Annotated in this window: 26 protein-coding genes; 17 read left to right on the top strand and 9 right to left on the bottom strand. The window is 33.1% G+C overall.

Translation table 11 applies throughout. The features are described from left to right. The first annotated feature begins 43 nt into the window (after nucleotides 1–43). Nucleotides 44–1,024, top strand: coding sequence for a glycosyltransferase family 9 protein (locus ACZIX2_RS02485; RefSeq protein WP_463338537.1), 981 nt, complete (start codon nucleotides 44–46; stop codon nucleotides 1,022–1,024). A 402-nt stretch (nucleotides 1,025–1,426) separates the two neighbouring features. On the opposite strand, the gene ACZIX2_RS02480 is transcribed toward ACZIX2_RS02485, so the two are convergent. The 9 genes from ACZIX2_RS02480 to ACZIX2_RS02440 form a co-directional block, all read right to left on the bottom strand. Continuing rightward, nucleotides 1,427–1,654 (bottom strand): hypothetical protein, encoded by a 228-nt coding sequence (locus ACZIX2_RS02480; RefSeq protein WP_463338493.1) that lies wholly within the window; start codon nucleotides 1,652–1,654, stop codon nucleotides 1,427–1,429. Nucleotides 1,655–1,689: 35 nt separating this feature from the next. Next, a complete protein-coding gene (locus tag ACZIX2_RS02475) occupies nucleotides 1,690–2,100 on the bottom strand; it encodes a hypothetical protein (RefSeq protein WP_463338492.1) in 411 nt (136 codons plus the stop codon). 93 nt (nucleotides 2,101–2,193) lie between these two features. Beyond that, complete coding sequence (locus tag ACZIX2_RS02470; RefSeq protein WP_463338491.1) at nucleotides 2,194–2,532, bottom strand: hypothetical protein; 339 nt, start codon at nucleotides 2,530–2,532, stop codon at nucleotides 2,194–2,196. A 332-nt stretch (nucleotides 2,533–2,864) separates the two neighbouring features. Then, a complete protein-coding gene (locus ACZIX2_RS02465; RefSeq protein ID WP_463338490.1) occupies nucleotides 2,865–3,599 on the bottom strand; it encodes a hypothetical protein in 735 nt (244 codons plus the stop codon). Between the two features lie 24 nt (nucleotides 3,600–3,623). Further along, nucleotides 3,624–4,121, bottom strand: coding sequence for a hypothetical protein (locus ACZIX2_RS02460; RefSeq protein ID WP_463338489.1), 498 nt, complete (start codon nucleotides 4,119–4,121; stop codon nucleotides 3,624–3,626). A gap of 53 nt (nucleotides 4,122–4,174) precedes the next feature. Further along, nucleotides 4,175–4,561, bottom strand: coding sequence for a hypothetical protein (locus tag ACZIX2_RS02455; RefSeq protein ID WP_463338488.1), 387 nt, complete (start codon nucleotides 4,559–4,561; stop codon nucleotides 4,175–4,177). A 533-nt stretch (nucleotides 4,562–5,094) separates the two neighbouring features. After that, the gene (locus ACZIX2_RS02450) at nucleotides 5,095–5,523 is read right to left on the bottom strand and encodes a hypothetical protein (RefSeq protein WP_463338487.1); all 429 of its coding nucleotides are present in this window, start codon (nucleotides 5,521–5,523) and stop codon (nucleotides 5,095–5,097) included. A gap of 361 nt (nucleotides 5,524–5,884) precedes the next feature. Then, nucleotides 5,885–6,607 (bottom strand): Cthe_2314 family HEPN domain-containing protein, encoded by a 723-nt coding sequence (locus tag ACZIX2_RS02445; protein WP_463338486.1) that lies wholly within the window; start codon nucleotides 6,605–6,607, stop codon nucleotides 5,885–5,887. A 192-nt stretch (nucleotides 6,608–6,799) separates the two neighbouring features. After that, nucleotides 6,800–7,852: a 2Fe-2S iron-sulfur cluster-binding protein gene (locus tag ACZIX2_RS02440; RefSeq protein ID WP_463338485.1), complete on the bottom strand. Its 1,053-nt coding sequence runs from the start codon at nucleotides 7,850–7,852 to the stop codon at nucleotides 6,800–6,802. A 141-nt stretch (nucleotides 7,853–7,993) separates the two neighbouring features. On the opposite strand from ACZIX2_RS02440, the gene ACZIX2_RS02435 reads away from it, so the two are divergent. The 16 genes from ACZIX2_RS02435 (at nucleotide 7,994) to ACZIX2_RS02360 (ending at nucleotide 21,743) form a co-directional block, all read left to right on the top strand. Then, nucleotides 7,994–8,329, top strand: a complete 336-nt coding sequence (locus tag ACZIX2_RS02435) for a PadR family transcriptional regulator (protein WP_024980561.1) — start codon at nucleotides 7,994–7,996, stop codon at nucleotides 8,327–8,329. A gap of 6 nt (nucleotides 8,330–8,335) precedes the next feature. After that, nucleotides 8,336–8,941 carry a hypothetical protein gene (locus tag ACZIX2_RS02430; protein WP_463338484.1) on the top strand — a complete coding sequence of 202 codons (606 nt, stop codon included), beginning with the start codon at nucleotides 8,336–8,338 and terminating at the stop codon, nucleotides 8,939–8,941. 9 nt (nucleotides 8,942–8,950) lie between these two features. Beyond that, on the top strand, nucleotides 8,951–9,658 hold the full coding sequence (locus tag ACZIX2_RS02425) for a hypothetical protein (RefSeq protein WP_463338483.1): 708 nt from the start codon (nucleotides 8,951–8,953) through the stop codon (nucleotides 9,656–9,658). A 52-nt stretch (nucleotides 9,659–9,710) separates the two neighbouring features. Next, the gene (locus ACZIX2_RS02420) at nucleotides 9,711–11,168 is read left to right on the top strand and encodes a DUF5687 family protein (protein ID WP_463338482.1); all 1,458 of its coding nucleotides are present in this window, start codon (nucleotides 9,711–9,713) and stop codon (nucleotides 11,166–11,168) included. Nucleotides 11,169–11,261: 93 nt separating this feature from the next. Beyond that, a complete protein-coding gene (locus ACZIX2_RS02415) occupies nucleotides 11,262–11,957 on the top strand; it encodes an ABC transporter ATP-binding protein (protein ID WP_463338481.1) in 696 nt (231 codons plus the stop codon). A gap of 137 nt (nucleotides 11,958–12,094) precedes the next feature. Next, entirely contained in the window at nucleotides 12,095–14,650 is a 2,556-nt protein-coding gene (gene porW, locus ACZIX2_RS02410) for a type IX secretion system periplasmic lipoprotein PorW/SprE (protein WP_463338480.1), read from the top strand. Between the two features lie 6 nt (nucleotides 14,651–14,656). Continuing rightward, a complete protein-coding gene (locus ACZIX2_RS02405; protein ID WP_463338479.1) occupies nucleotides 14,657–15,034 on the top strand; it encodes a bactofilin family protein in 378 nt (125 codons plus the stop codon). Further along, nucleotides 15,024–15,257 carry an AtpZ/AtpI family protein gene (locus ACZIX2_RS02400; RefSeq protein WP_463338478.1) on the top strand — a complete coding sequence of 78 codons (234 nt, stop codon included), beginning with the start codon at nucleotides 15,024–15,026 and terminating at the stop codon, nucleotides 15,255–15,257. The genes ACZIX2_RS02405 and ACZIX2_RS02400 overlap by 11 nt, the downstream gene beginning before the upstream one ends. Then, nucleotides 15,258–15,653, top strand: a complete 396-nt coding sequence (locus ACZIX2_RS02395; RefSeq protein ID WP_463338477.1) for a hypothetical protein — start codon at nucleotides 15,258–15,260, stop codon at nucleotides 15,651–15,653. Nucleotides 15,654–15,769: 116 nt separating this feature from the next. Then, nucleotides 15,770–16,933, top strand: coding sequence for a F0F1 ATP synthase subunit A (gene atpB, locus ACZIX2_RS02390; protein WP_463338476.1), 1,164 nt, complete (start codon nucleotides 15,770–15,772; stop codon nucleotides 16,931–16,933). A 96-nt stretch (nucleotides 16,934–17,029) separates the two neighbouring features. Further along, a complete protein-coding gene (gene atpE / locus ACZIX2_RS02385; protein WP_077374818.1) occupies nucleotides 17,030–17,221 on the top strand; it encodes an ATP synthase F0 subunit C in 192 nt (63 codons plus the stop codon). An 85-nt stretch (nucleotides 17,222–17,306) separates the two neighbouring features. Beyond that, the gene (locus ACZIX2_RS02380) at nucleotides 17,307–17,807 is read left to right on the top strand and encodes a F0F1 ATP synthase subunit B (RefSeq protein ID WP_463338475.1); all 501 of its coding nucleotides are present in this window, start codon (nucleotides 17,307–17,309) and stop codon (nucleotides 17,805–17,807) included. A gap of 2 nt (nucleotides 17,808–17,809) precedes the next feature. Then, nucleotides 17,810–18,343: an ATP synthase F1 subunit delta gene (gene atpH / locus ACZIX2_RS02375; RefSeq protein ID WP_463338474.1), complete on the top strand. Its 534-nt coding sequence runs from the start codon at nucleotides 17,810–17,812 to the stop codon at nucleotides 18,341–18,343. 37 nt (nucleotides 18,344–18,380) lie between these two features. Continuing rightward, complete coding sequence (atpA, locus tag ACZIX2_RS02370; protein WP_463338473.1) at nucleotides 18,381–19,958, top strand: F0F1 ATP synthase subunit alpha; 1,578 nt, start codon at nucleotides 18,381–18,383, stop codon at nucleotides 19,956–19,958. Nucleotides 19,959–20,031: 73 nt separating this feature from the next. Further along, nucleotides 20,032–20,892: an ATP synthase F1 subunit gamma gene (gene atpG, locus ACZIX2_RS02365; RefSeq protein ID WP_463338472.1), complete on the top strand. Its 861-nt coding sequence runs from the start codon at nucleotides 20,032–20,034 to the stop codon at nucleotides 20,890–20,892. A 407-nt stretch (nucleotides 20,893–21,299) separates the two neighbouring features. Then, nucleotides 21,300–21,743 carry a GNAT family N-acetyltransferase gene (locus tag ACZIX2_RS02360; protein ID WP_463338471.1) on the top strand — a complete coding sequence of 148 codons (444 nt, stop codon included), beginning with the start codon at nucleotides 21,300–21,302 and terminating at the stop codon, nucleotides 21,741–21,743. The last annotated feature ends 80 nt before the right edge of the window (nucleotides 21,744–21,823 follow it).

Below are 21,823 nucleotides of genomic sequence, written 5' to 3'. Positions count from 1 at the left end.
GTCAAAACAAATTCAACATATCGCGATCATCCGACTTTCGGCTATGGGAGACGTGGCGATGACCGTTCCTGTTATTCGCGCTTTTGCTCAGCACTATCCCAAGGTAAAAATTACAATGGTCTCTCGACCTTTTTTCCAACCTTTCTTTGAAGGCATTCCCAATCTTACTTTTTTTGCTTTTGACGAAAAAGTAAATCACAAGGGATTTTTGGGATTAATTCGACTTTACAAAGAATTGTCTGCACTCCATATTGATGCTTTTGTGGATTTACACAATGTGCTTCGTTCTCAGGTGGTGCGCACCCTTTTTAGGTTGTCTGGAAAGCAAGTGGTAGCGGTAGACAAGGGAAGAGCCGAAAAAAAAGCCCTAACGCGTCCTGAAAATAAGGTGTTCAAGCCTTTGATGACTATGTTTGAAAGACATTGCCAAGTTTTTGAAACACTGGGTTTTACTTTAGATTTATCCCATCCTATTTTTCCTGAAAAAGCGGTTTTGTCAAACGAGATTTTATCATTAATTGGTAATCCGAATCAAAAGTTAATCGGAATTGCTCCTTTTGCACAGTATGAATCTAAGGTCTATCCTTTGGATTTAATGCAAGAAGTCATTGCAAAATTAGCAGCGAATCCAGAACAAACCATTTTGCTTTTTGGCGGAGGAAAAAAAGAAGCCGAAATACTTGATTCCATGGCAAAACCCTATCAAAATGTGGTAAACATGGCAGGGAAAATCAAGTTTACACAAGAACTGCAATTGATTAGTAATCTTGATGTGATGTTGTCTATGGATTCTGGCAATGCACATATTGCCGCGATGTTGGGCGTAAAAGTCATTACACTTTGGGGTGCCACCCATCCTTATGCTGGTTTTTCACCTTTTAATCAACCCATAGAAAATGCCTTGGTGGCTGATCGAAATTTGTTTCCAAAGTTACCTACTTCGGTATATGGCAATAAAAAAGTAGCAGGTTATGAAGAGGCTATGCGAACGATTTTACCAGAAGAGGTTGTGGCTAAACTTTAAATAAATTCCAAAAAATAAAATTCCAAATTCCAACAGTATTTAGTTTGGAATTTGGAATTTTTTTATTGTGATTTGATGAATTTGGAATTTCATCATAAATAAATCTTCTCGTCTCGACAGCGTTCAACGATATACCTTTTCAAATTCGAAATTGTGGCTTGATAATTTGGAGCTTCGTACAATTTAAAACACTTAATGTCGGAAGTCATTCACTTAGTCAGGTCGATTAGCTAGTTTGAGCAGCTTTGCATAGGATTAATTTGCACAACTGGTTTTGTTTATGTGGTGCGAGGACAAGAGTCCGTCTCACAACACATTTGTTTATTGTAATTTTCTCATTTTAAGAAATACTTCGATCGGTTTTGATTTCAAAAACTATTTTAAGACAGACTGATTTGATTATTACTCAAAAGAATGCTCTTTAAAATTAATTTTATGAAAAACCTTTTGTCCATTCTCATCTCTAAAAAATTGAACAGTACCTGTTTTAGTGTCAATTATTACGACTCCCGGATTCGCTGATGAAAGTTGATAACGACCATTTTCACTTATCATTTCACCAACATAAACAAATGCAGTTAAACTTAATATAAAAGCAACTGCTTTTGATAATTTCCATATTCTTTCCATAATTTTTTTGTTTTAAATTTTACAATTAAAGAATTTTATTCTTGCTTATTTTCTTGTTCGTTTTCAATTGCATTTTGTTCAATTTCATCGTTAGTTAGCATCTCATAATTGTAACTAAAAACGATACTTGCAACTTTAATTTTTGACATATGGTATTTATGTGAAATAGTGTCAATTATTTTATCAACTTTATAGGCATCAGTAACGAGTGGATATGTTTTATTTAAATAATCCTTTAAAACAATCTGCAAGGTGTCCTTTGGTGTGTTTTTTATAATCGACAATAAAGCTATTTTTTCTCCATCAAAATCTATAAGTACATCTGTTAAAGAATGAGTAACATCATATTTCTTTTTTATTTTTTCTTGTGATTCTAGAAATTCAACTTCTTTTTTATCATTACATCCAAAGGCTGTAATAATTACCAAGAGCATTATTTTTTTCATAAAGTGGATGTTTTTTTATTGTTTTTGACTGTCAATTTCTATTTCGTATGATTTTCTATTTTCCCTTTTAACATTATCTTCAGTTTCTATATTTTATTCTTCTATTTCTATTTTCAATTCGTTTATCAAATTACTAATTCCGTAACAAATATTCTTAATTCCATCTGTAAAACATATATCATCTTTAACTTTAAGTTTACTTTGTGAATATCTTCGAAGTTCTGAAATACCATCAGTAAAATTTATTTCTGCGAAGCTATTTCTTTCAAAATATTTAGCAGAATTTGGAAAATCTGCGGAAAGCATATGTTGGAATATAATAATTTCCGAAATCAAACTATTTGCATTTGATTTATTTTTTAATGTGGATGCCCATTTGGATTTTATTTTTAACAATTCTTTAATTTCATTTTGTATTACTTCTTTTTCCATCTTTTCTTTAAGTTTTTATATATTAAACAATCAAAATGAAGGATTTAGTATGTGATTTAATCCTTCTTATACATCCAAAATAGGTCAGATTGCAGAAGGTTTTTTGCCATAAAGTTGTAAATAATACAATATTTTTTCTTTTAAATCATCAATTCAACTTTTGTAAAAAACTAAACACCCGTAAACCAAAAAAAAAGTCTCTTTTAAACAAGTTTTCGTTTATTATGAAATCCATTCAGAACTGACTGCTGAATACACATAAGATGCACAATTACATCGGGTACCTTCTTCCTTTTGTGTTTTAATTTTTTTTAACATTGTTAATCATAATTCTAGTTATTCCCTAGCAAAATTGTTTTTAATTCTGAAACTTTTAAATCAAATTCTTCTTTAGTAATTATTCCTAAATCTGAATACTTCTTTAATTCTTCGATTTTTGATAAGGCTTGCTCTTTCGTATAGATATAATTTGAAATTAATGGTTTTAAAATTTCCCCGTGAGTTAAATTTTTGGATAAAGATTCATAAACTGTTTGACCTTCCGAATTTTTAATTGAAAGATGAGTAATTCGATTAACTTCTCCTTGGGCCTCTCTTATCCAATTAAGAAAAAGAAGTTCTTTTTTATTAATTGTATTGTCAAGTTCCTCCTTTTGTTTCTTGATTTCTTTATCTCTTTTATCATAGTCATTTGAAATATCTATTATAGTATATTTTTTTGCAGATGTTAAAATATTTATTATATCCTCTTTGTTGTTTTTAGGATACCATCCACTCACATTTTCAATAACAACGTATTTATAATTATTTGAATTATTGATAAGGTTATCAATAGTTATTTTAGAGTAATTATTTTTCATTGCTTCATTATAGGAGGCATTTCTTATAGATTGTGATTCAGCCTCTTTAGCATTTGCTATTTTATTCGCTATAGCATCTTGAGATATTCTATTCATTGCATCACCAATTGGATTTTCTGGTCTAATTGTAACATTGACATTTTTTGATTGAGCATAGGTTATTTGATTTGCTAACCCCAACATCAGAATAAATAACATTTTTTTCATAAACTTTATTTGTTTTAATTAGTTTTAACTTTTAAAAAGCGATTTTATTATATGCCAAATTTCTTTGTAATTTGTCAAAATGGCACCAGTAATAAAAGCAACTATAGAAAATATAATATATCGTTTAATTTGTTGATTTTGAAGCTTCAAATTTTCAATTGTTAGCTTATCTATTTCAACTTGTCTATCTTGCGAAGAATTTTGGATTTCTAAATTTTCATTTTGTAATTTTAAATTTTCCTGCACCAAATTTTCTACTTCAAGTTTTAAAAATTCTTTATATCTAATATGGTCAAATCCCTTAAAATTCCAACCTTTTTGTGTTAAAGTAACCGATTGGCTATTATTCTCTTCTACAAGCTCTAATTGAATCAATCGATGAATCAAAAATTTAATCTCATAAAAATTATCTCCACCATTACTAGTGATTCTCCTTTGTAATCTATATTCCTCTATATCTCCATCCCATTTTTGAAGCGTAAATATAGCTTTCTCAAGAGATGATTCTAATTGTTTATTCATTTTTTTGTAAACTTGCGACTAACGGCGTTTGGGCGAAGTAACTATTTTGAAACTTAATATTTGTCTTTATATTTATTTTCAAGAGCCTCAATAATTTCAAATCTTTTTTGATTTGTTATGTTATCAATATATTTTATTTGTTCGATAGCATCATATGGAGTAATTAAACCATTATCAATTAATGAAATATAATTATCTGTATTAATTAATTTTAAATTCAATGTTGCTTGATTTACTTTTCTTATGAATTTTAGAGTAGAAAAAACTATTAGTGCATAAGAAATATAAATAATTTCTTTATTTTGATAAACTTGGCACAATTCATTTTTGTTTTCTATTAATAAAAATGCACTTAATAAACAACTAATGTGAGTTATGTAAGTAATCTTGTTTAGTTTTTCAAAACTATATAAGTTAAATATACCTGCAATTATTGTCATAACAATAAATTTTAAAAAAATATAATTTGTAATTACAAGTATTATTAAAGAATAAATAATCGTCAACAATAAATTTTCATTTGGATTTACTATTAGAATAAATTTCAAGGCCAATAAGAAAAAATAATAAAATATTGTAAATGTTATAATAAAATGAAATGAAAATTTTATTAAGTTCAAAATGAACATAGCGTTTTTCATATTTTTATTTTGCTTTAAATTTTTATTTAGTTTCTATATTTGTTAATTACATCATTTACAATGCGATCAAACAAAATTTCGTTTAGATCAATAGCGGAATGTACCATTCTTAATTCTGTTTTTATATCATCAAATGAGTTAGGTATATTAAATGAAAATGGATCACTTGTTTTCAAAAAATAATCATTAGCTTTTAAAACTTTATTTTCATCTTGAAGACCCAACCCTATTATTGAAAAACAAACTTTAATGTCTTCGAGGAAAGACGAGGTAAGGGAATTAGGATTAGTTTTAATCTTATGTGATAAATAATTAAACATATTCTTAGGAAATTAATTTTTCGTCCAATCTTTGTCAGAATAATAAGATTCTAAATAAAAATATTCACAACTCTCAATTCTTGATCTAGTTAAATTTAGAAAGTCATTTACAATGACTATATCTTTTTCATATCTCTTGTCAATAGAATATTGTTTCTGATCAAATAACCTATCTATGTTTTTTAGAAATTGAAGATTGGTTCTTTCGATGTTAGAAATTAAAAAGGGAAATAATTTTAGAAATCCACTTGACTTATTTGAAATAATCATTTCAACTTTATGTTTGAATGTTAACTCACTTTCTAAAAATCTATTTTCGAGTTCAAAAAGATCTAATGTTAAATAGTCAATCACTTTACAAAGTTTAAATGACGATTTATTCAATAATTCTGTTGAATTCATTTTATTCAATTCTTTGAAAATTTGATTAATGTCTCCCATAAAATAATTAAGATTTTATCTATTTCTTAAAGCACCTTTTAATTAATTACCTTAATAATAATTTTCTAACATTATTTAATTCTTTAGAATAATTCACTATTTTCCAAAAGTCTCAATTAGAATAATTCATCATTAAAAAAATTTATAAAACAAATGTATTTTCTAAAATTCATTTGTAAGCCAATTAAAGAATTTAAAACGTGTTTTTTCAAGATATATTACCACTAAGGTTTATTATTTACTTATAATTCATAGCTAACCTAGTTCACAAAAGTTAAGATTTAACGTTTAATTAAAGCAGGAACTTGTTGCAGTCAAGCAGCAGTATGGGTGAACTATAATTGATCACAGTAATACGTTATTATCGATTGTTTTTTATAAATTCATACGTGTTTTCTATTCCCTTATTTGATAATTCTATATGTTTTTTAAAAAACTCTGGTAACGAATTCTTTTCATTCCAGATTTCTTTTACCTTTTCTATATCAGATGAATTGTGAAGAATAGATTCTGTATATTTTGTTTCGACTTGTTCATAATGAACAACTTTTTTTCTTCTTTCATTAAACTCTTTAAAATCCAAATCTCTAAATTTAATTAACCAGTTTATGTTTTCATTTATAGAATTCCGTACTCTAATTTTGTCAATTACATTAGCAAACATTATAAATTTGGGATTTGGAAATTCGGTGGTAAATTCAGTTGCAATTTTGTCCCCAATTCTATCCCAAAAATTATAGAGCTTTTCATAACAGCAACTTGCGTACATTGAATATAATGAATCGTATAAAGTTGGGAAATATGTAACTCTTTGTTTACCCATAAAAAATTCTGATTCGGTCAAAGGATTATTTATGAGTGGTCTTAAAGTATATAAAATTCCAGTTGTGTAGATTAAATCTTCCTGTATAAAATCAATATCTCTAGTTATATTAAAATCTAATCTGGCATCAGTTGCTTTTTCTCCGATAAAAAATGAATCGCTTTTTACTTTAGCAGCATTTTCTTTTAATAGGTGTGCTTTGATATTTTCTGAAATCAGATTGTCAAAATTCGAAATTATGTTCTTTTCTTTTTCGTACACTTTTTTTAGTTATTACGTTTTACAAGTCGTATCAAATATATTGTTTTTTTCTTACAAAAAATCAAATCAAATTATCTTAAAACAAAAAACTTCCCTTTTCAGAGAAGTTTTCATTTACTGTTTAATTTTTGGAATTTGGATTTTTCAATATTGGGATTTCAATATTAGGATTTGATGACTTTGGAATTTTATCTACACATCATCAAAATCTACAGCTAAACTAGCCGAGGTGGGTACTGCTTGACAACTTAAAAGTAAGCCTTCGGCAATTTCACTTTCGGACAAGATGGAGTTTTTCTTCATTTCGGCAGTACCTTCGGTGATGCGACATAAACAACTGCTACATACACCGCCTTGACAAGAGTAAGGCACATCAATACCTTGTTTTAGGGCAGCTTCCAAAATCGTTTGTTTGGCCGACATTTCGAAGGTAGTCGTTTCATCATCTACAACTAAGGTTACTGTAGTATGTCCATCAGCATTGGTGCTAATCGTCTTTTCTTCAGTAGAAGCAGTGAACAATTCATATTTGATGGCCGATTCTTTTACATTTCTTTCTTTTAAGGCTTCAGAAACAGTTGTAATCATGGCTTCTGGGCCACACAAGTAATACTTGTCAACATCAAGAGCAGCGTTTTTTTCAGAAAGTATAGTATTTACTACCGACTTGTCGATGCGACCAAAAAGACCTTCTCCAGCCTGTACTTTACTGTAAACATAATGTACAAAAAGGCGTCCTACATATTGCAATTGTAAGTCGTGCAATTCTTGATGAAAGATGGTTTCTTCAGGAGTTTTGTTGCCGTAAACCAAAACAAAAGAACTTTTGGGTTCGCTTTTCAAAACCGATTTTAAGATAGAAATTACAGGAGTGATTCCGCTACCGGCTGCAAAAGCGGCGTAGTTTCTTTGACGCTCGGCATCAGGAGTGAAGGTGAATTTCCCTTCGGGTTGTCCTACTTCGAGTACGTCTCCGGCTTTTAGTCGGCTTGTGGAAAATTGAGAAAACAGTCCATTTTTTACAGCTTTTACAGCTATGCGCAATTCCCCACTTTCAGGAGCAGAACAAATAGAATAAGCTCTGCGAATCTCTTGATTGTCTAGGGTTAAACGCAAGTTAACGTATTGTCCTGCGGTAAAAGTATAGTCAGATTTGAATTCTTCAGGTATATTAAAAAGTAAGGAAACCGCATCTTTGGTTTCGCGTTTTACTTCTTTGATGAGGAGTTTTTTAAATGTTGGCATTGGTTGATTTTTTTTGCAAAGATAGCAAAGACCATAACTTTGATAGCGCAACCGATTGAATTTTTTATACCTAATTTTGTTATGTATAAGAATCTTATGTATATTTGAAATTCAAAAACAGATTTTCTAATTCTTCAAAATATGAAAAACTCACAATTATACAAAGGCAGTCTCAACACCATTATTATGAAGTTGTTGGAAGAAAATGGCAAAATGTATGGGTATGAAATCACCCAGAAAGTAAAGGCGTTGACACAAGGAGAATTGACCATTACCGAAGGTGCTTTGTATCCAGCGTTGCACAAATTGGAAGCGGAAGGATTGCTTGATGTAGAGATAGAACGAGTAGACAACCGCTTGAGAAAGTATTATAAACTCACCGAAAAAGGAACTACAGAAACCGTTAATCGATTAGCAGAATTGGAAGATTTTATCCGAAATATGCAAAGTTTAGTGAATCCAAAATTAGAATTTTAGTGCGCTATGGTAGTTTTAAATCAAGAACAAATAGAATTTATTGACCACTATTTAAAAGTTTCAAAAGTGCGTTATGTTGATGTGCGTTCCGAATTGACGGACCATATCGCTACAGCTGTAGAGCATAAAATGCAAGACGAAGCGCTTGATTTTTATGAGGCTTTTAAAGCGTTTATGGCAGTCAATAAATCCCAGTTGTTACAGAGAAACAATGCAACTTTTGCTTACTTAAAAGAAGCTATTGTTAGTTTTTGTCCCACGCTATGGCATCCCATTACCTTAATTTTTGGTGGTATGATGCTTTTCTTAGGTTGGTATTTTGATTCGATTTTATCGCTACAAGGAATTCATTACGCAAGTTATTTTTTGATTTTGTGTTTAGGATTAACGCAAAGAACGTATTTCTCTTTAGTGATGAAAAAACAATACTTACGTTTAGAGTATTTGAATTATGCTTTGATGATAATTTATTTTTTAAGTGTTATGCTTAATGGTTGGTTTGATGATTTTAAAGGAAATGCTATAACTCTTTCAATAAGCATAACCTTGTTTTTTGCCTACAGTCGTTACGCTTTTGCTACTATTCAGAAATTTAAAACCAACCGAATTTAATTATTTACTATGAAACTAACCACCGAACAAATCGATCAATTATATAGGTTCACGCGCCAACATTATGTAGAATGGTATGATCTCCAAACTGAATTGGTGGATCATTTGGCGAATGCTATTGAGGAACAATGGCAAGAAAATTCAAAGCTTTCGTTTGATCAAGCTTTACAAAACGAATTCAAAAAATTTGGCGTTTTTGGCTTTATGGACGTAGTTGAATGCAAACAGCGATTTTTACAAAAGAAATACAATCAGATTGTGTGGTCTATCGTGAAGACTTTTTTTACGCTACCCAAAATTATGGGAACAATTGGAGTTACGGGGATACTGTTTTTGTTACTAAAAGCAAGTCACTACAACGGCGATTGGGTGTTGCTTTTCTATGGGTTATTGGTAGTTTTTGTTTTTTATAGAATGATTTCAAATCAGTTGAAACACAAAAGGCAAATTCAGAATCAAGAAAAACGTTGGTTGTTTGAAGATATTTTAAACCAATATGGGACTTTTGTGGGTGCGATTGTTTTGCCGCTAAATATCTTTTTACAAATCTTTAATCGGGCAGAACATTATTTGGATAACACATATGTTTTAGGTTTTGCCAGTTTCTTTTTGGTACTGATGACTATTTTGCTGTATGCTATCTTTTTTAAAATTCCTTCACAGTCGAAAAAATACCTTTTGAAAACTTATCCAGAATATTCTTTGGCTAATTTGTAACATTTTTAGCCTACTATTTACTTATAGTGCAGAACTTTAAAAAGTAATACTAATGTTTTTACGTTTTATTTACCTCGAGTGGAAAGCCTTTTTGCGTTCCGCTTCTTTTGGAACTAATTTGGGAATGAAAATTCTAATGGGCTTTTTGATTGCTTATTTCACCTTGTTGTTTTTAGCATTAGGAATTGGTAGCTTTTATGCTCTAGAGAAAATGCATTTAAATCCATTAGTAACCATCAACAAATTTTTGGTTTACTATTTTCTATTTGATTTGGTTTTTCGATTACTACTTCAAAAAATCCCAGTGCTCAACATTCGTCCTTTATTGGTATTACCGTTTAATAGGTCTACGATTGTGCATTTTTCATTAGGAAAGACCGCTTTGTCTTTTTTCAATATTTTACATGCCTTTTTCTTTTTGCCTTTTAGTGCTGTTTTGCTTTATGAAGGGTATGCTGTAGGGTCTGTTTTCCAGTGGAATCTTGGGTTATTGGCTTTGGTGTATCTTAATAATTTTTTGAATATTATTTTGAGCAATAAAGACCAATTGTTTGGAATTTTCCTGGCTATTGTTGCAGTGCTAGGCGGATTGCACTATTACGGTTATTTTGATGTAACGGTGTACAGCGCTCCATTTTTCGAGGCTTTATTTCATTCGCCAGGTGTGTTTGTAATTCCGCTTGTAATCTTAGGATTGTTGTATTATTACACCTTTGTTTATTTCAAAAACGAATTGTATCTCGATGCTGGTTTGGCCGTAAAAGGCGAAATTGCCAAGACAGAAGAGTTGACTTGGTTGAATCAGTTTGGAACTTTGGGTACCTTTTTAAAGAACGACATCAAGCTAATCAAAAGAAATAAGCGCTCCAAAACAACGGTATTCATGAGTATTCTCTTCTTGTTTTATGGGTTGATTTTCTTTGGTAATCCAACACAGCCACAAGTGATGTATATTTTTGCTGGGATTTTTGTTTCGGGCGGATTTTTATTCACCTTTGGTCAATTTGTACCGAGTTGGGATAGTTCATATTACCAGTTAATGATGACCCAAAACATTCCGTATCGTGGCTATTTGAATTCCAAATGGTGGTTAATTGTCATAGCAACTTTTGCTTCTACGATTTTGGCTAGTTTTTATCTTTATTTTGGTTGGCAAGTGTATTTAACCATTATAGCTGGTGCGATTTACAATATTGGAATCAACTCACATTTGGTGTTGTTGGGAGGTGCTTTTACCAAAACACCAATCGATTTGACCATGAGTAAAGGTGCCTTTGGAGACAAAAAAGCATTCAATGTCAACACGATGTTGCTCTCTATTCCAAAATTAGTTTTGCCTTTGATTTTGTATGGTTTGGGGAAATATTTTGGCGGACAAGAATTAGGTTTAGCCCTTGTTGCTCTTGCGGGCGTGATTGGTTTTGCAATGAGAAACTGGGTGTTTCTTCAAATTGAAAAAATTTACAAAAGAGAAAAATACAAAACCATTGCGGCTTACAAGCAAAAATAGCCCCCCAACCCCCGAAGGGGGAGTTTAAAAATAATCAACAATTAAAACCCAGCTTTCCCCAGCTGTTCCCCCTTTGGGGGTTAGGGGGCATATATGATACAAGTACAAAACCTTTCAAAATCATACAACGGAACCACCGTTTTAAAAATAGACCAATTAGAAATTCCAAAAGGCGAAAGTTTTGGATTGGTTGGTAATAATGGCGCAGGGAAAACTACTTTTTTTAGTTTATTACTCGATTTAATTCACCCCACTACAGGGTCCGTTATTAACAATGGGGTACAAGTAAATACCAGCGAAAGTTGGAAACCTTTTACGGGTTCTTTCTTGGACGAAAGTTTTTTGATTGGGTATTTAACTCCCGAAGAATACTTTTATTTTATTGGCGAATTGCGCGGACAAAACAAAGCCGATGTGGATGCCTTATTGGCCAAACATGAAGAGTTTTTTAATGGCGAAATCTTGAATAACAAAAAATACCTGAGAGACTTGTCTAAAGGAAATCAAAAGAAAGTTGGGATAATTGCGACTTTAATAGGTAATCCCGAGGTCGTTATTTTGGACGAACCTTTTGCCAACTTAGACCCGACAACCGTAAACCGATTGAAAAAAATCATCAAAGAATTGGCTCAAAATCCAGATGTAACCGTTTTAGTTTCGAGTCACGATTTGTTACATACCGTGGAAGTGTGTAACCGAATTGTCGCTTTGAACAAAGGAGAAGTAGTCAAAGACATTCAAACATCAACCGAGACTTTGGCCGAGCTGGAAGCGTTTTTTGCGGTTTAAATTCGAATATTGCAAAAAGAAACGTATTTTTACCAGTCATTATACTAAAATAATGTTTTTCAAGTTAAATGATAAAACGTTTCCTAGTGAAAATTATCGGTTGTAAGTCGCTTTTTCTTTTCCTTTTTTTGGGGTTCATGATAGCATGTTCCACCAAGAAAAATACTTTTTTGGCCAGAAATTCGCATGCTTTAACAACCCGTTACAATGTATTGTATAATGGAAATATAGCTTTCGATAAAGGAGTTCTAGGCATTCAATCCGAGACCAAAGATAATTTTTGGGAGCGTTTGCCAATAGAGCGGATGTTGCCCTCTCAACCTTTGGAAGATGAGCAACCCAAAAATGCCGATTTTGATTTGGCCGAAACCAAAGCCACCAAAGCCATTCAAAAACACTCCATGAATATTGGTGGGCGAGAAGTGAACTACCAAACCGATGAAGCGTATTTGCTTTTAGGTAAAGCAAGATATTACGACCAACGATTTGTTCCCGCTTTGGATGCCTTTAACTATATTTTGTACAAATACCCCGAAAGCGATAAAATATATGAAGCCAAAGTATGGCGCGAAAAAACCAACATGCGTTTGGGTAATGATGCCTTGGTGATCAAAAACATTCATAAATTATTAAAAGCAGAAGAATTTAAAGATCAACCTTTTGCTGATGCGCATGCGCTTATGGCCGAGGCCTTTTTAAATTTGAAAATCAAAGATTCGGCTATTACTCAATTAAAAGTGGCAGAGCATTTCACCAAAAATAATGAACATAAGGCTCGTTATCGTTTTATTTTGGGGCAATTGTATCAAGAAATTGGCAAAAAAGATAGCGCTCTGTATTACTATGACGCTGTTATCGCCATGCATCGCAAGGCAAAGCGCGACTATGTTATACAATCTTATGCCAAAAAAGCGCAATTGTTTGATTATGCGACGGGAGATGCCGAAGCTTTTGTGGCCATCTATGACGAATTGATCAAGGATCGAGAAAACCGCCCTTTTTTGGATGTCATATATTACAATATGGGGGTTTTTTATGATAATTACCAGCAAGATCAAGAAGCCCAAACATTTTATAAGGCTTCTTTGAAAACACAGTCCAAAGACCCTTACTTAGTGGCTTCTAATTATAGAAATTTGGGAAATCTTTTTTTTAGAAAGACCAATTACGCTTTAGCGGCACAATATTACGATAGCACTTTGGTGCATCTTGATGCCAAAACAAGAGAGTATTACAAAATTCAAAAAAAGCGTAAAAATTTGGACGAAGTTATTCGATTGGAAAATATTACTCATCGCAATGATAGTATATTAAAACTCGTTCATTTAGCACCCAATGAAAGAACAGCTTTCTTTGTGGCTCATATTGAAAAACTCAAACGACAAGATTCCATTCAAAGAGCCAAAGAAGAAGTACAAAAACAAAAGTTAGCCAATATCGAGCGTAATTTGGCCGCTTCCACTACCGATGTAAGTACTGCTACGGGAATAGGAATGCCTACAGCCAATAGCATGTTGCCTCCAGCAGATTCTCCAAAAACAGAAGGAACTTCTACGTTTTATTTTTACAATCCCAATACAGTAGCCTATGGGAAACAGGAGTTTAGAAAGGCATTTGGAAAACGTGCTTTGGTAGAGAATTGGCTCTTTGCCGCCGTTGGAAAAGGAACCGAAGAAGTTCCTGAAACAAGCGAAACGGACACAGCCATTACCGAAAACAATACCGAAGAAAAACCGTATTATACCACAGCCTTTTATTTAAATTCATTGCCCACACAAGCTACAGCAATTGACAGTATCACCAAAGAACGGAATACAGCTTATTATCAACTTGGCGTAGTGTACAAGGAAAAACTTAAAGAATACCATTTAGCTTCGGAAAAACTCGAGCAATTGCTCACCTTTCAACCCGATGCCCCACTTGTTCCGCCTACTTTATACCATTTGTATAAAATATATGAAACAACACAACCGGGTGCTGCACAAACGGTAAAAGAAAAGCTACTTGCTACTTTTCCAGAGACTAGGTACGCACGCTTACTCACTCAGAGTACTGCTGATACTAGTTTGGACAAAGACGCTCCTGAGAATATTTATAACCAATGTTATCAATGGTATTTTCAGGAAAAATTTGTAGCGGTTCTTCAAAAATGCAATCAGATGATACAGCAGTTAACGGGCGAAGAAATAGTGGCAAAATTTGAATTGCTCAAAGCGCATGCTTTGGGAAAAACGAACGGTTTACCTGCTTACAAAGAAGCCATGCAATACGTGGCTGACAATTTTCCTTCTACAGAGGAAGGTCAAAAAGCCGATGCTATTGTTTTGAACGAGATTCCCGTTTTAGAAGCTATGGCATTTAGTACAAAAGACACTCAAAATTGGAAACTCATTTTTATTATTCCCGTAGAGGATTATCAACAAGAGCGGACTATTGAAAATCAACTTTTAGCATTTACAAAAAAAGAAAATTTGGCCAAATTGTATTTCACTTGCGATAATTTTACGACCAAAGATCGAATTATTTGTTGGCATGGTTTCCCATCGGAAAGCTACGCCAAAGAAATTGCAACACAAATCAATAGCAAAGCACAAGAGCAAGGACGAGCCCAAGCAATTCCTATTACGGATAAAAATTATGCGCTGATACAAATGAATAAAAATTTGGATCAGTATCTTGCGACACAAAAGTAATACAGCATGTTTGATAAAAAGAAGAAAACCACCACCACAGATTTACAAGGCAAAACCAATCGAATAGTTGAAATGACCCAAATAAAAGGGGATGTTGTTTCTTCTGCAGATTTTCGATTGGATGGAGAATTGTTGGGAAATTTTACTTCAAATGGAAAAATAGTTATTGGCCCTTCAGGAAAAGTAATTGGAGATATACAGTGCAAAAGTGCTGATATCGAAGGTGTTTTTAAAGGGAAATTGGTAGCCAAGGAATTGCTTACTATTAAGGCCACAGCCACAGTAGAGGGTGAGGTATACATTGGAAAACTAGCTATCGAACCAGGAGCTTTATTTACAGCGACGTGTCAGATGCATCCCATAGAATTTGAAAATGAACCCTAAACAAAAGCCCAACAATCGTAAGCCCAATAAATGGTTGGCCTTAATCAATATTCCTATTCAAATGGGGATAGTGATTTTTTTGTTTGCCTTTTTAGGGCAATGGCTAGATGAGCATCATCCTAGTTCAAAAGTATATTATGTTAAAGTTTTAGTTGTTGTAGGCGTTTTTTTGGCTCTATATAATGTTTACCGACAAGTAAATGAAATCAATAAAAATTCTTAAATGAAAATCGTTTTATTTCAAAAAATTATTCCTTTTGTCATTAGTATCGCAGTCGTTTTCGTTATTCATGTCTTTTTTTTTCATTTTTTTAAAATAAACACATCCAATTTCAAGTATTCGATACCCGAATTGTATTTGTGGTTTTCTTTTTTTACGATGATAATTATGATGGTTTTATTGCAGGTTGAGAAGAAAAGTTTTGACAATGTAGGCATGAGTTTTTTGGTCATAACTAGTGTTAAGATGGTTGTGAGCTATGTGTTGTTACGTCCTGTTTTAAAGGGGGTTACGGATGAAATTATCGTTGAAAAAGCCAACTTTTTTTTCCTTTTTATTTTCTTTTTATTGGTCGAAACTTTATTCACTATTCGACTAGTCAACCCAAAGTCAAAATAAGTCTTTTAAAAATCTTCATTTCGCAAAAAAATAATTTTTTTAATGCTTTCGGATATTAATAAAAAATGTACATTTGCGCCAAATTTTAGAAATAAGAATTAAGATAATTAACTATTATGGTGATTTCAAACAGACCACTTCGATTTTTTGTAGCAATAGTCATAGCCTGCCTTCCATTATTTACTTCAGCAAATCCTGTTATAGATAGTACCAAACATGAGGTAGAAATAGCCGCTAAGGAGGATTTAGTTGCGCACGAAGCTTCAAACGATGTAGCTCACGCAGCACCGAAAGACATAAAAACAGAAATCAAAGAGTTTATCAATCACCACTTATTGGACTCGCACTCTTTTTATTTCAATGCCAATAAAGAAACTGGAGAGCACTACGGGTTTTCATTGCCTGTTATTCTTTGGGATAACGGTTTGCAAGTGTTTTCTTCTTCTGAATTTCACCACGGTCCTGTAGCTGATGTAGCAGAACACAACGGAAATTTCTATAAATTGCACCACGAAAAAATTTATAAAACCGATGCTAAAGGTACACTTACTGAGGAGCACGGTCATCCAACAAATGTTCGTCCATTAGATTTGTCTATTACAAAAAGTGTGATTGGGATTTTGTTTGTGGCGATTTTGATGTTGGTATTGTTCTCAAGTTTAGCCAAATCATATGCTAAAAATGGAGGAATTGCCAAAGGTGCAGGTCGTTTCTTTGAGCCGTTGGTAATTTATGTAAGAGATGAAATTGCTATTCCAAACATTGGAGAGAAAGCATACAAGAAATACATGAGTTATTTGTTGACCATCTTCTTCTTCATCTTTTTCTTGAACATTTTAGGATTAACACCATTTGGATTCAATGTAACAGGTAATATTGCCATTACTTTTTCATTGGCTATCTTAACGTATTTAATCACTACATTTACCGCTAACAAAAATTATTGGGGACACATTTTCTGGATGCCGGGGGTACCAACACCAATGAAATTTATCTTAGCGCCTATCGAATTATTAGGTACAATCATTAAGCCATTTTCATTGATGATACGTTTGTATGCTAACATTTTAGCAGGTCACGTAGTATTGATGAGTATTATTGGATTGATGTTTATTTTCAAAAGCTGGATTGGAAGCACATTGTCATTTGGATTGGCATTTGCACTTTCTATTCTAGAAATATTAGTAGCTTTTCTTCAAGCGTATATCTTCACGATGTTGTCTGCCCTTTATTTTGGAGCAGGTAACGAAGAACACCACCACGACGAAGCACACCATTAATAAGTTAGAAAATAGAAGTGAGAAGTTAGAAATTTATAAGTTCGAATTTCTAACCTCTAACCTCAAATTGAATGTTTAATTTTTAATATATATATTATGCAAATTCCAACTATTGTAGGAGCAGGATTAATCGTAATCGGAGCAGGTTTAGGTATTGGTAGAATCGGTGGTTCAGCAATGGACGCTATCGCTCGTCAACCAGAAGCTTCAGGAAAAATCCAAACAGCTATGCTTATTGCAGCTGCACTTATTGAAGGTATTGGTTTCGCTGCTTTATTCGCTGCGTAATTACAACACAAAGCAATAGTTGCAACGGTTGGTTGCGACTATTGTTTTAAAAGTAAAACATTAAAAATTATAATAGAAATATAAAATGGAGAAGTTAATAAATGATTTTTCGTTTGGTTTGTTTATTTGGCAAGTAGTTATATTTGTTGGATTAATTCTTTTATTGAAAAAATTTGCTTGGAAACCTATTCTTGATGCGGTAAACGAGAGAGAAGAAGGCATTAAAAATGCTTTAGAATCTGCAGAAAATGCCAAAAAAGAAATGCAAGATTTGCAAGCAGACAACCAACGTATTTTACAAGAAGCGAGATTAGAGCGTGACAGCATGCTTAAAGAAGCTCGTGAAATGAAAGAAAAAATCGTTGCTGATGCTAAAAATGAAGCACAAGCTCAAGGTCAAAAAATGATCGAGCAAGCTAAAGCAGCTATCGAAAGCGAAAAAAATGCCGCTATGAATGAATTGAAATTACAAGTTTCTACTATATCATTAAGCATCGCAGAAAAAGTATTGAAAGACGAATTATCTAACAAAGAAGCTCAAGCTAAATTAGTTGAGAAAATGTTAGGCGAGGTTAAAATGAACTAATCATGGCAAGTACAAGAGCAGCAATTCGATATTCAAAAGCAATTCTAGATATTGCTTCTGCCAAACAAGTTGCAGAAGCCGTGAATAATGACATGAAGTTAATAGGTGAAACTATTGCTTCTAATTTGGAATTAAGCACTTTTATTCAAAATCCTACCCTAAAGGTGGAATTGAAAGAACAAGCTTTATTGGAAGTTTTTGCTTCTGTTAATGGCGTAACCAAAGGCTTATTTCATTTGTTATTCGAAAACAAAAGATTCGAAATCTTAGAAGGAATAGCCTCAGAATACAACAAATTATTTGATATCATGAATGGTGTTGAAGTGGCACAAGTTACTACAGCAATTCCTATGGATGCTGCTTTAGAAGCTAAAGTGTTGGCCAAAATCGCCACCCTTTCTGATAAGAAAATACAAATCGTAAATACCGTTGATCCAGCGATCATAGGAGGATTTATTTTGCGTATAGGTGATGTGCAATACAATGCTTCGGTAGCGAATAAATTACAAGTTTTAAAAAGAGAATTAAGTAACTAAGTTTTATCACACATAAGTGTTTAAATAATAAAGTAAAATGGCGGAAATCAAACCTGCTGAAATTTCAGCAATATTAAAGAAGCAAGTTGAGAGTTTTGAGTCTGGTGCTACACTAGAAGAAGTAGGAACAGTACTTAATGTTGGAGATGGTATTGCTCGTGTTTACGGGCTTTCTAATGTTCAATATGGTGAGTTAGTGGAATTCGAAAATGGGTTAGAAGCAATCGTTTTGAACCTAGAAGAAGACAACGTAGGGGTGGTACTTTTAGGACCATCAACAGGAATCAAAGAAGGTTCTACTGCCAAAAGAACACAACGTATTGCTTCTCTTAGAACAGGAGAAGGAATGGTAGGACGTGTAGTAAACACTTTAGGTCAACCAATTGATGGTAAAGGACCAATTACAGGTGAGTTATACGAAATGCCATTAGAAAGAAAAGCTCCTGGAGTTATCTTCCGTCAGCCAGTAACTGAACCATTACAAACAGGTGTAAAAGCAGTAGATGCTATGATCCCTGTAGGACGTGGACAACGTGAGTTAGTTATTGGTGACCGTCAAACTGGTAAATCAACAGTTTGTATCGATACGATCTTAAATCAAAAAGAATTTTACGATGCAGGTCAACCTGTATTTTGTATCTATGTAGCTATTGGTCAAAAAGCTTCTACTGTTGCTGGTATTGCAAAAATGTTAGAAGAAAAAGGAGCAATGGCTTATACTGTAATCGTTGCAGCTAATGCTTCTGATCCAGCTCCAATGCAAGTATATGCTCCTTTCGCAGGTGCTGCCATTGGAGAATATTTTAGAGATTCAGGTCGTCCAGCTTTAATTGTTTATGATGATTTGTCTAAACAAGCGGTAGCTTACCGTGAGGTATCTCTTTTGTTAAGAAGACCTCCAGGACGTGAGGCTTACCCTGGTGACGTATTCTACTTACACTCTCGTTTGTTAGAAAGAGCTTGTAAAGTAATTGCTGATGACTCTATCGCGAAAAACATGAATGACTTGCCAGATTCATTAAAAGGAATCGTTAAAGGTGGTGGTTCATTAACAGCTTTACCAATTATCGAAACACAAGCGGGTGACGTATCTGCGTATATCCCAACAAACGTAATTTCGATTACAGATGGTCAAATTTTCTTGGATGGAGATTTGTTCAACTCTGGGGTTCGTCCAGCGATCAACGTAGGTATCTCTGTATCTCGTGTGGGTGGTAACGCTCAAATCAAATCCATGAAAAAAGTAGCGGGTACTTTAAAATTAGACCAAGCACAATTCCGTGAATTGGAAGCGTTTGCTAAATTCGGGTCTGATTTGGATGCTGTTACTTTGAACGTAATTGAAAAAGGAAAAAGAAACGTTGAAATCTTAAAACAAGATTTGAACGACCCTTATACTGTTGAAGACCAAGTAGCTATTATCTATGCAGGTTCTAAAAACTTGTTGCGTAATGTTCCTGTAAACAAAGTGAAAGAATTCGAAAAAGATTTCTTAGCGTACATGAACAGCAAAAACAGAGCGACATTGGATGCTTTGAAAGCAGGAAAATTTACTGACGAAATTACCGATGTAATCGAAGCTGCTGCAAAAGAAATTTCAGCAAAATATAACTAATCTAGTGAATAGTAATTAGTGATTAGTCAATAGCTAGTCACTAATTACTTATTACTATTTACTTAAAAACACAATGGCTAACTTAAAAGAAATCCGTAATAGAATTGTTTCCATTTCATCGACGATGCAAATTACATCGGCTATGAAAATGGTTTCGGCAGCAAAGTTGAAAAAAGCGCAAGACGCGATTACAGCTATGCGTCCATATGCTGAAAAACAAACTGAATTATTGCAAAATCTATCAGCAACCCTTGATGGAGATGTAGGTGGCGAATACACTACACAAAGAGAAATCAAAAAAGTATTGTTAGTGGCTATTACTTCTAATCGTGGTTTGTGCGGTGCTTTTAATTCGAATGTAATTAAAGAAGTAAAAGTACGCGCTGATTTTTATGCTGGAAAACAAGTTGATGTTTTTGCTATTGGGAAAAAAGGAAACGATGTTTTAGGGAAAATTTATAAAGTAGTAGGAAATGAAAGCAAGGTTTTTGATGCGTTGAGCTTCGAGAATGTTGCTGTAATTGCTGACCATTTGACACAACAATTCCTTTCTGGAAATTATGACAGAATCGAATTGGTGTATAATCAATTCAAAAATGCAGCTACTCAAATTGTACAGAATGAACAATTTTTGCCATTAGCTCCTATCAAATCCGATAAAGCCGTAGCCTCAGGAGATTATATTTTTGAACCTTCTAAAGAAGAAATCGTGTTGACTTTGATTCCAAAATCATTGAAAACACAATTGTATAAAGGAATTAGAGATTCATTTGCTTCAGAACACGGTGCTCGTATGACCGCTATGCACAAAGCAACAGATAATGCCACGGAATTACGTGACCAATTGAAATTAACTTATAATAAAGCGCGTCAAGCCGCAATTACCAGCGAAATTTTAGAAATCGTTGGTGGAGCAGAAGCTTTGAATGCTTAATTATCTATTTTATTATAACAATACCCTTAAGCCAACCTTGTGTTGGCTTTTTTTATGAGTTTAATCAAAGGTTTCTTTTATTATTTGTAAGGTTCAGTTTTAAAAAGTATTTTGATAGGTTTATCACTACAAAAGCATGAGGTTTGCAATTGACCGCGTTCATTTAAGTGATTGACCGCGGTCAAATGGATCATCGACCGCGGTCGATTTACTGTTTCGTCTTGATGATTGTAATGGTTGATCAGGATGAATTGATTTATTCTTATAGATGATTTTTAAATTTTGTCTTTTTTAGAAGTATTTTGCTTTATTCATTTTCACAAAATATTCAAAGCTCATAACTTTCCTTCTTAAATCTCTTCCCATCTCATCTATTTTTTCTCTAATTTTACAATTTTACAAGGCTTATGGAAATTCAACTTAGAGAATTGCACACTAAAGAGGAGATGCTGGATCACATTGACCTTTTACGTCATTTGTACCCCACTTTTACTATTGAAAAATACGATAGCTATCTTACCGAAATGATTCCGCATAACTATAAGCAATTAGCCGTTTTTGAGGGAGAAGTTTGTGTTGGGATTACAGGATTTTGGCAAGGGTATAAATTATGGTCTGGAAAATATATCGAAATTGATAATTTTGTGGTACATCCCGATCATCGTGCCAAAGGCATTGGAAAAAGGATGACCGATTATATCGATGCTAAAGCCAAAGCTACGAATTGCACCATGATTGTTTTAGATGCATTTACAGGAAACTTCAATGCCCATCGTTTTTATTACAACCAAGGGTATGTGCCCAAAGGCTTTCATTTTTTAAAAATACTTAACGAAGACGGGCTTTCATAAAATTTTAAACCATTTAAGGCAATTAAGGTCATGTAAGTGAGGTTTACAATAAAAGTAAATTTCCTTTGTGAATTTTGTGT

The organism is Flavobacterium riviphilum, assembly GCF_055231795.1.
Note: the sequence above shows the minus strand (reverse complement) of the source record. Positions and strands in the feature narration are given on the sequence as shown.

Bases quoted from the DNA above. Each gene is read 5' to 3' on its own strand.
- ACZIX2_RS02485 (WP_463338537.1), top strand. From the start codon at position 44: ATGGGAGACGTGGCGATGACCGTTCCTGTTATTCGCGCTTTTGCTCAG.
- ACZIX2_RS02480 (WP_463338493.1), bottom strand. From the start codon at position 1,654: ATGGAAAGAATATGGAAATTATCAAAAGCAGTTGCTTTTATATTAAGT.
- ACZIX2_RS02475 (WP_463338492.1), bottom strand. From the start codon at position 2,100: ATGAAAAAAATAATGCTCTTGGTAATTATTACAGCCTTTGGATGTAAT.
- ACZIX2_RS02470 (WP_463338491.1), bottom strand. From the start codon at position 2,532: ATGGAAAAAGAAGTAATACAAAATGAAATTAAAGAATTGTTAAAAATA.
- ACZIX2_RS02465 (WP_463338490.1), bottom strand. From the start codon at position 3,599: ATGAAAAAAATGTTATTTATTCTGATGTTGGGGTTAGCAAATCAAATA.
- ACZIX2_RS02460 (WP_463338489.1), bottom strand. From the start codon at position 4,121: ATGAATAAACAATTAGAATCATCTCTTGAGAAAGCTATATTTACGCTT.
- ACZIX2_RS02455 (WP_463338488.1), bottom strand. From the start codon at position 4,561: ATGACAATAATTGCAGGTATATTTAACTTATATAGTTTTGAAAAACTA.
- ACZIX2_RS02450 (WP_463338487.1), bottom strand. From the start codon at position 5,523: ATGGGAGACATTAATCAAATTTTCAAAGAATTGAATAAAATGAATTCA.
- ACZIX2_RS02440 (WP_463338485.1), bottom strand. From the start codon at position 7,852: ATGCCAACATTTAAAAAACTCCTCATCAAAGAAGTAAAACGCGAAACC.
- ACZIX2_RS02435 (WP_024980561.1), top strand. From the start codon at position 7,994: ATGAAAAACTCACAATTATACAAAGGCAGTCTCAACACCATTATTATG.
- ACZIX2_RS02430 (WP_463338484.1), top strand. From the start codon at position 8,336: ATGGTAGTTTTAAATCAAGAACAAATAGAATTTATTGACCACTATTTA.
- ACZIX2_RS02425 (WP_463338483.1), top strand. From the start codon at position 8,951: ATGAAACTAACCACCGAACAAATCGATCAATTATATAGGTTCACGCGC.
- ACZIX2_RS02420 (WP_463338482.1), top strand. From the start codon at position 9,711: ATGTTTTTACGTTTTATTTACCTCGAGTGGAAAGCCTTTTTGCGTTCC.
- ACZIX2_RS02415 (WP_463338481.1), top strand. From the start codon at position 11,262: ATGATACAAGTACAAAACCTTTCAAAATCATACAACGGAACCACCGTT.
- porW (WP_463338480.1), top strand. From the start codon at position 12,095: ATGATAGCATGTTCCACCAAGAAAAATACTTTTTTGGCCAGAAATTCG.
- ACZIX2_RS02405 (WP_463338479.1), top strand. From the start codon at position 14,657: ATGTTTGATAAAAAGAAGAAAACCACCACCACAGATTTACAAGGCAAA.
- ACZIX2_RS02400 (WP_463338478.1), top strand. From the start codon at position 15,024: ATGAACCCTAAACAAAAGCCCAACAATCGTAAGCCCAATAAATGGTTG.
- ACZIX2_RS02395 (WP_463338477.1), top strand. From the start codon at position 15,258: ATGAAAATCGTTTTATTTCAAAAAATTATTCCTTTTGTCATTAGTATC.
- atpB (WP_463338476.1), top strand. From the start codon at position 15,770: ATGGTGATTTCAAACAGACCACTTCGATTTTTTGTAGCAATAGTCATA.
- atpE (WP_077374818.1), top strand. From the start codon at position 17,030: ATGCAAATTCCAACTATTGTAGGAGCAGGATTAATCGTAATCGGAGCA.
- ACZIX2_RS02380 (WP_463338475.1), top strand. From the start codon at position 17,307: ATGGAGAAGTTAATAAATGATTTTTCGTTTGGTTTGTTTATTTGGCAA.
- atpH (WP_463338474.1), top strand. From the start codon at position 17,810: ATGGCAAGTACAAGAGCAGCAATTCGATATTCAAAAGCAATTCTAGAT.
- atpA (WP_463338473.1), top strand. From the start codon at position 18,381: ATGGCGGAAATCAAACCTGCTGAAATTTCAGCAATATTAAAGAAGCAA.
- atpG (WP_463338472.1), top strand. From the start codon at position 20,032: ATGGCTAACTTAAAAGAAATCCGTAATAGAATTGTTTCCATTTCATCG.
- ACZIX2_RS02360 (WP_463338471.1), top strand. From the start codon at position 21,300: ATGGAAATTCAACTTAGAGAATTGCACACTAAAGAGGAGATGCTGGAT.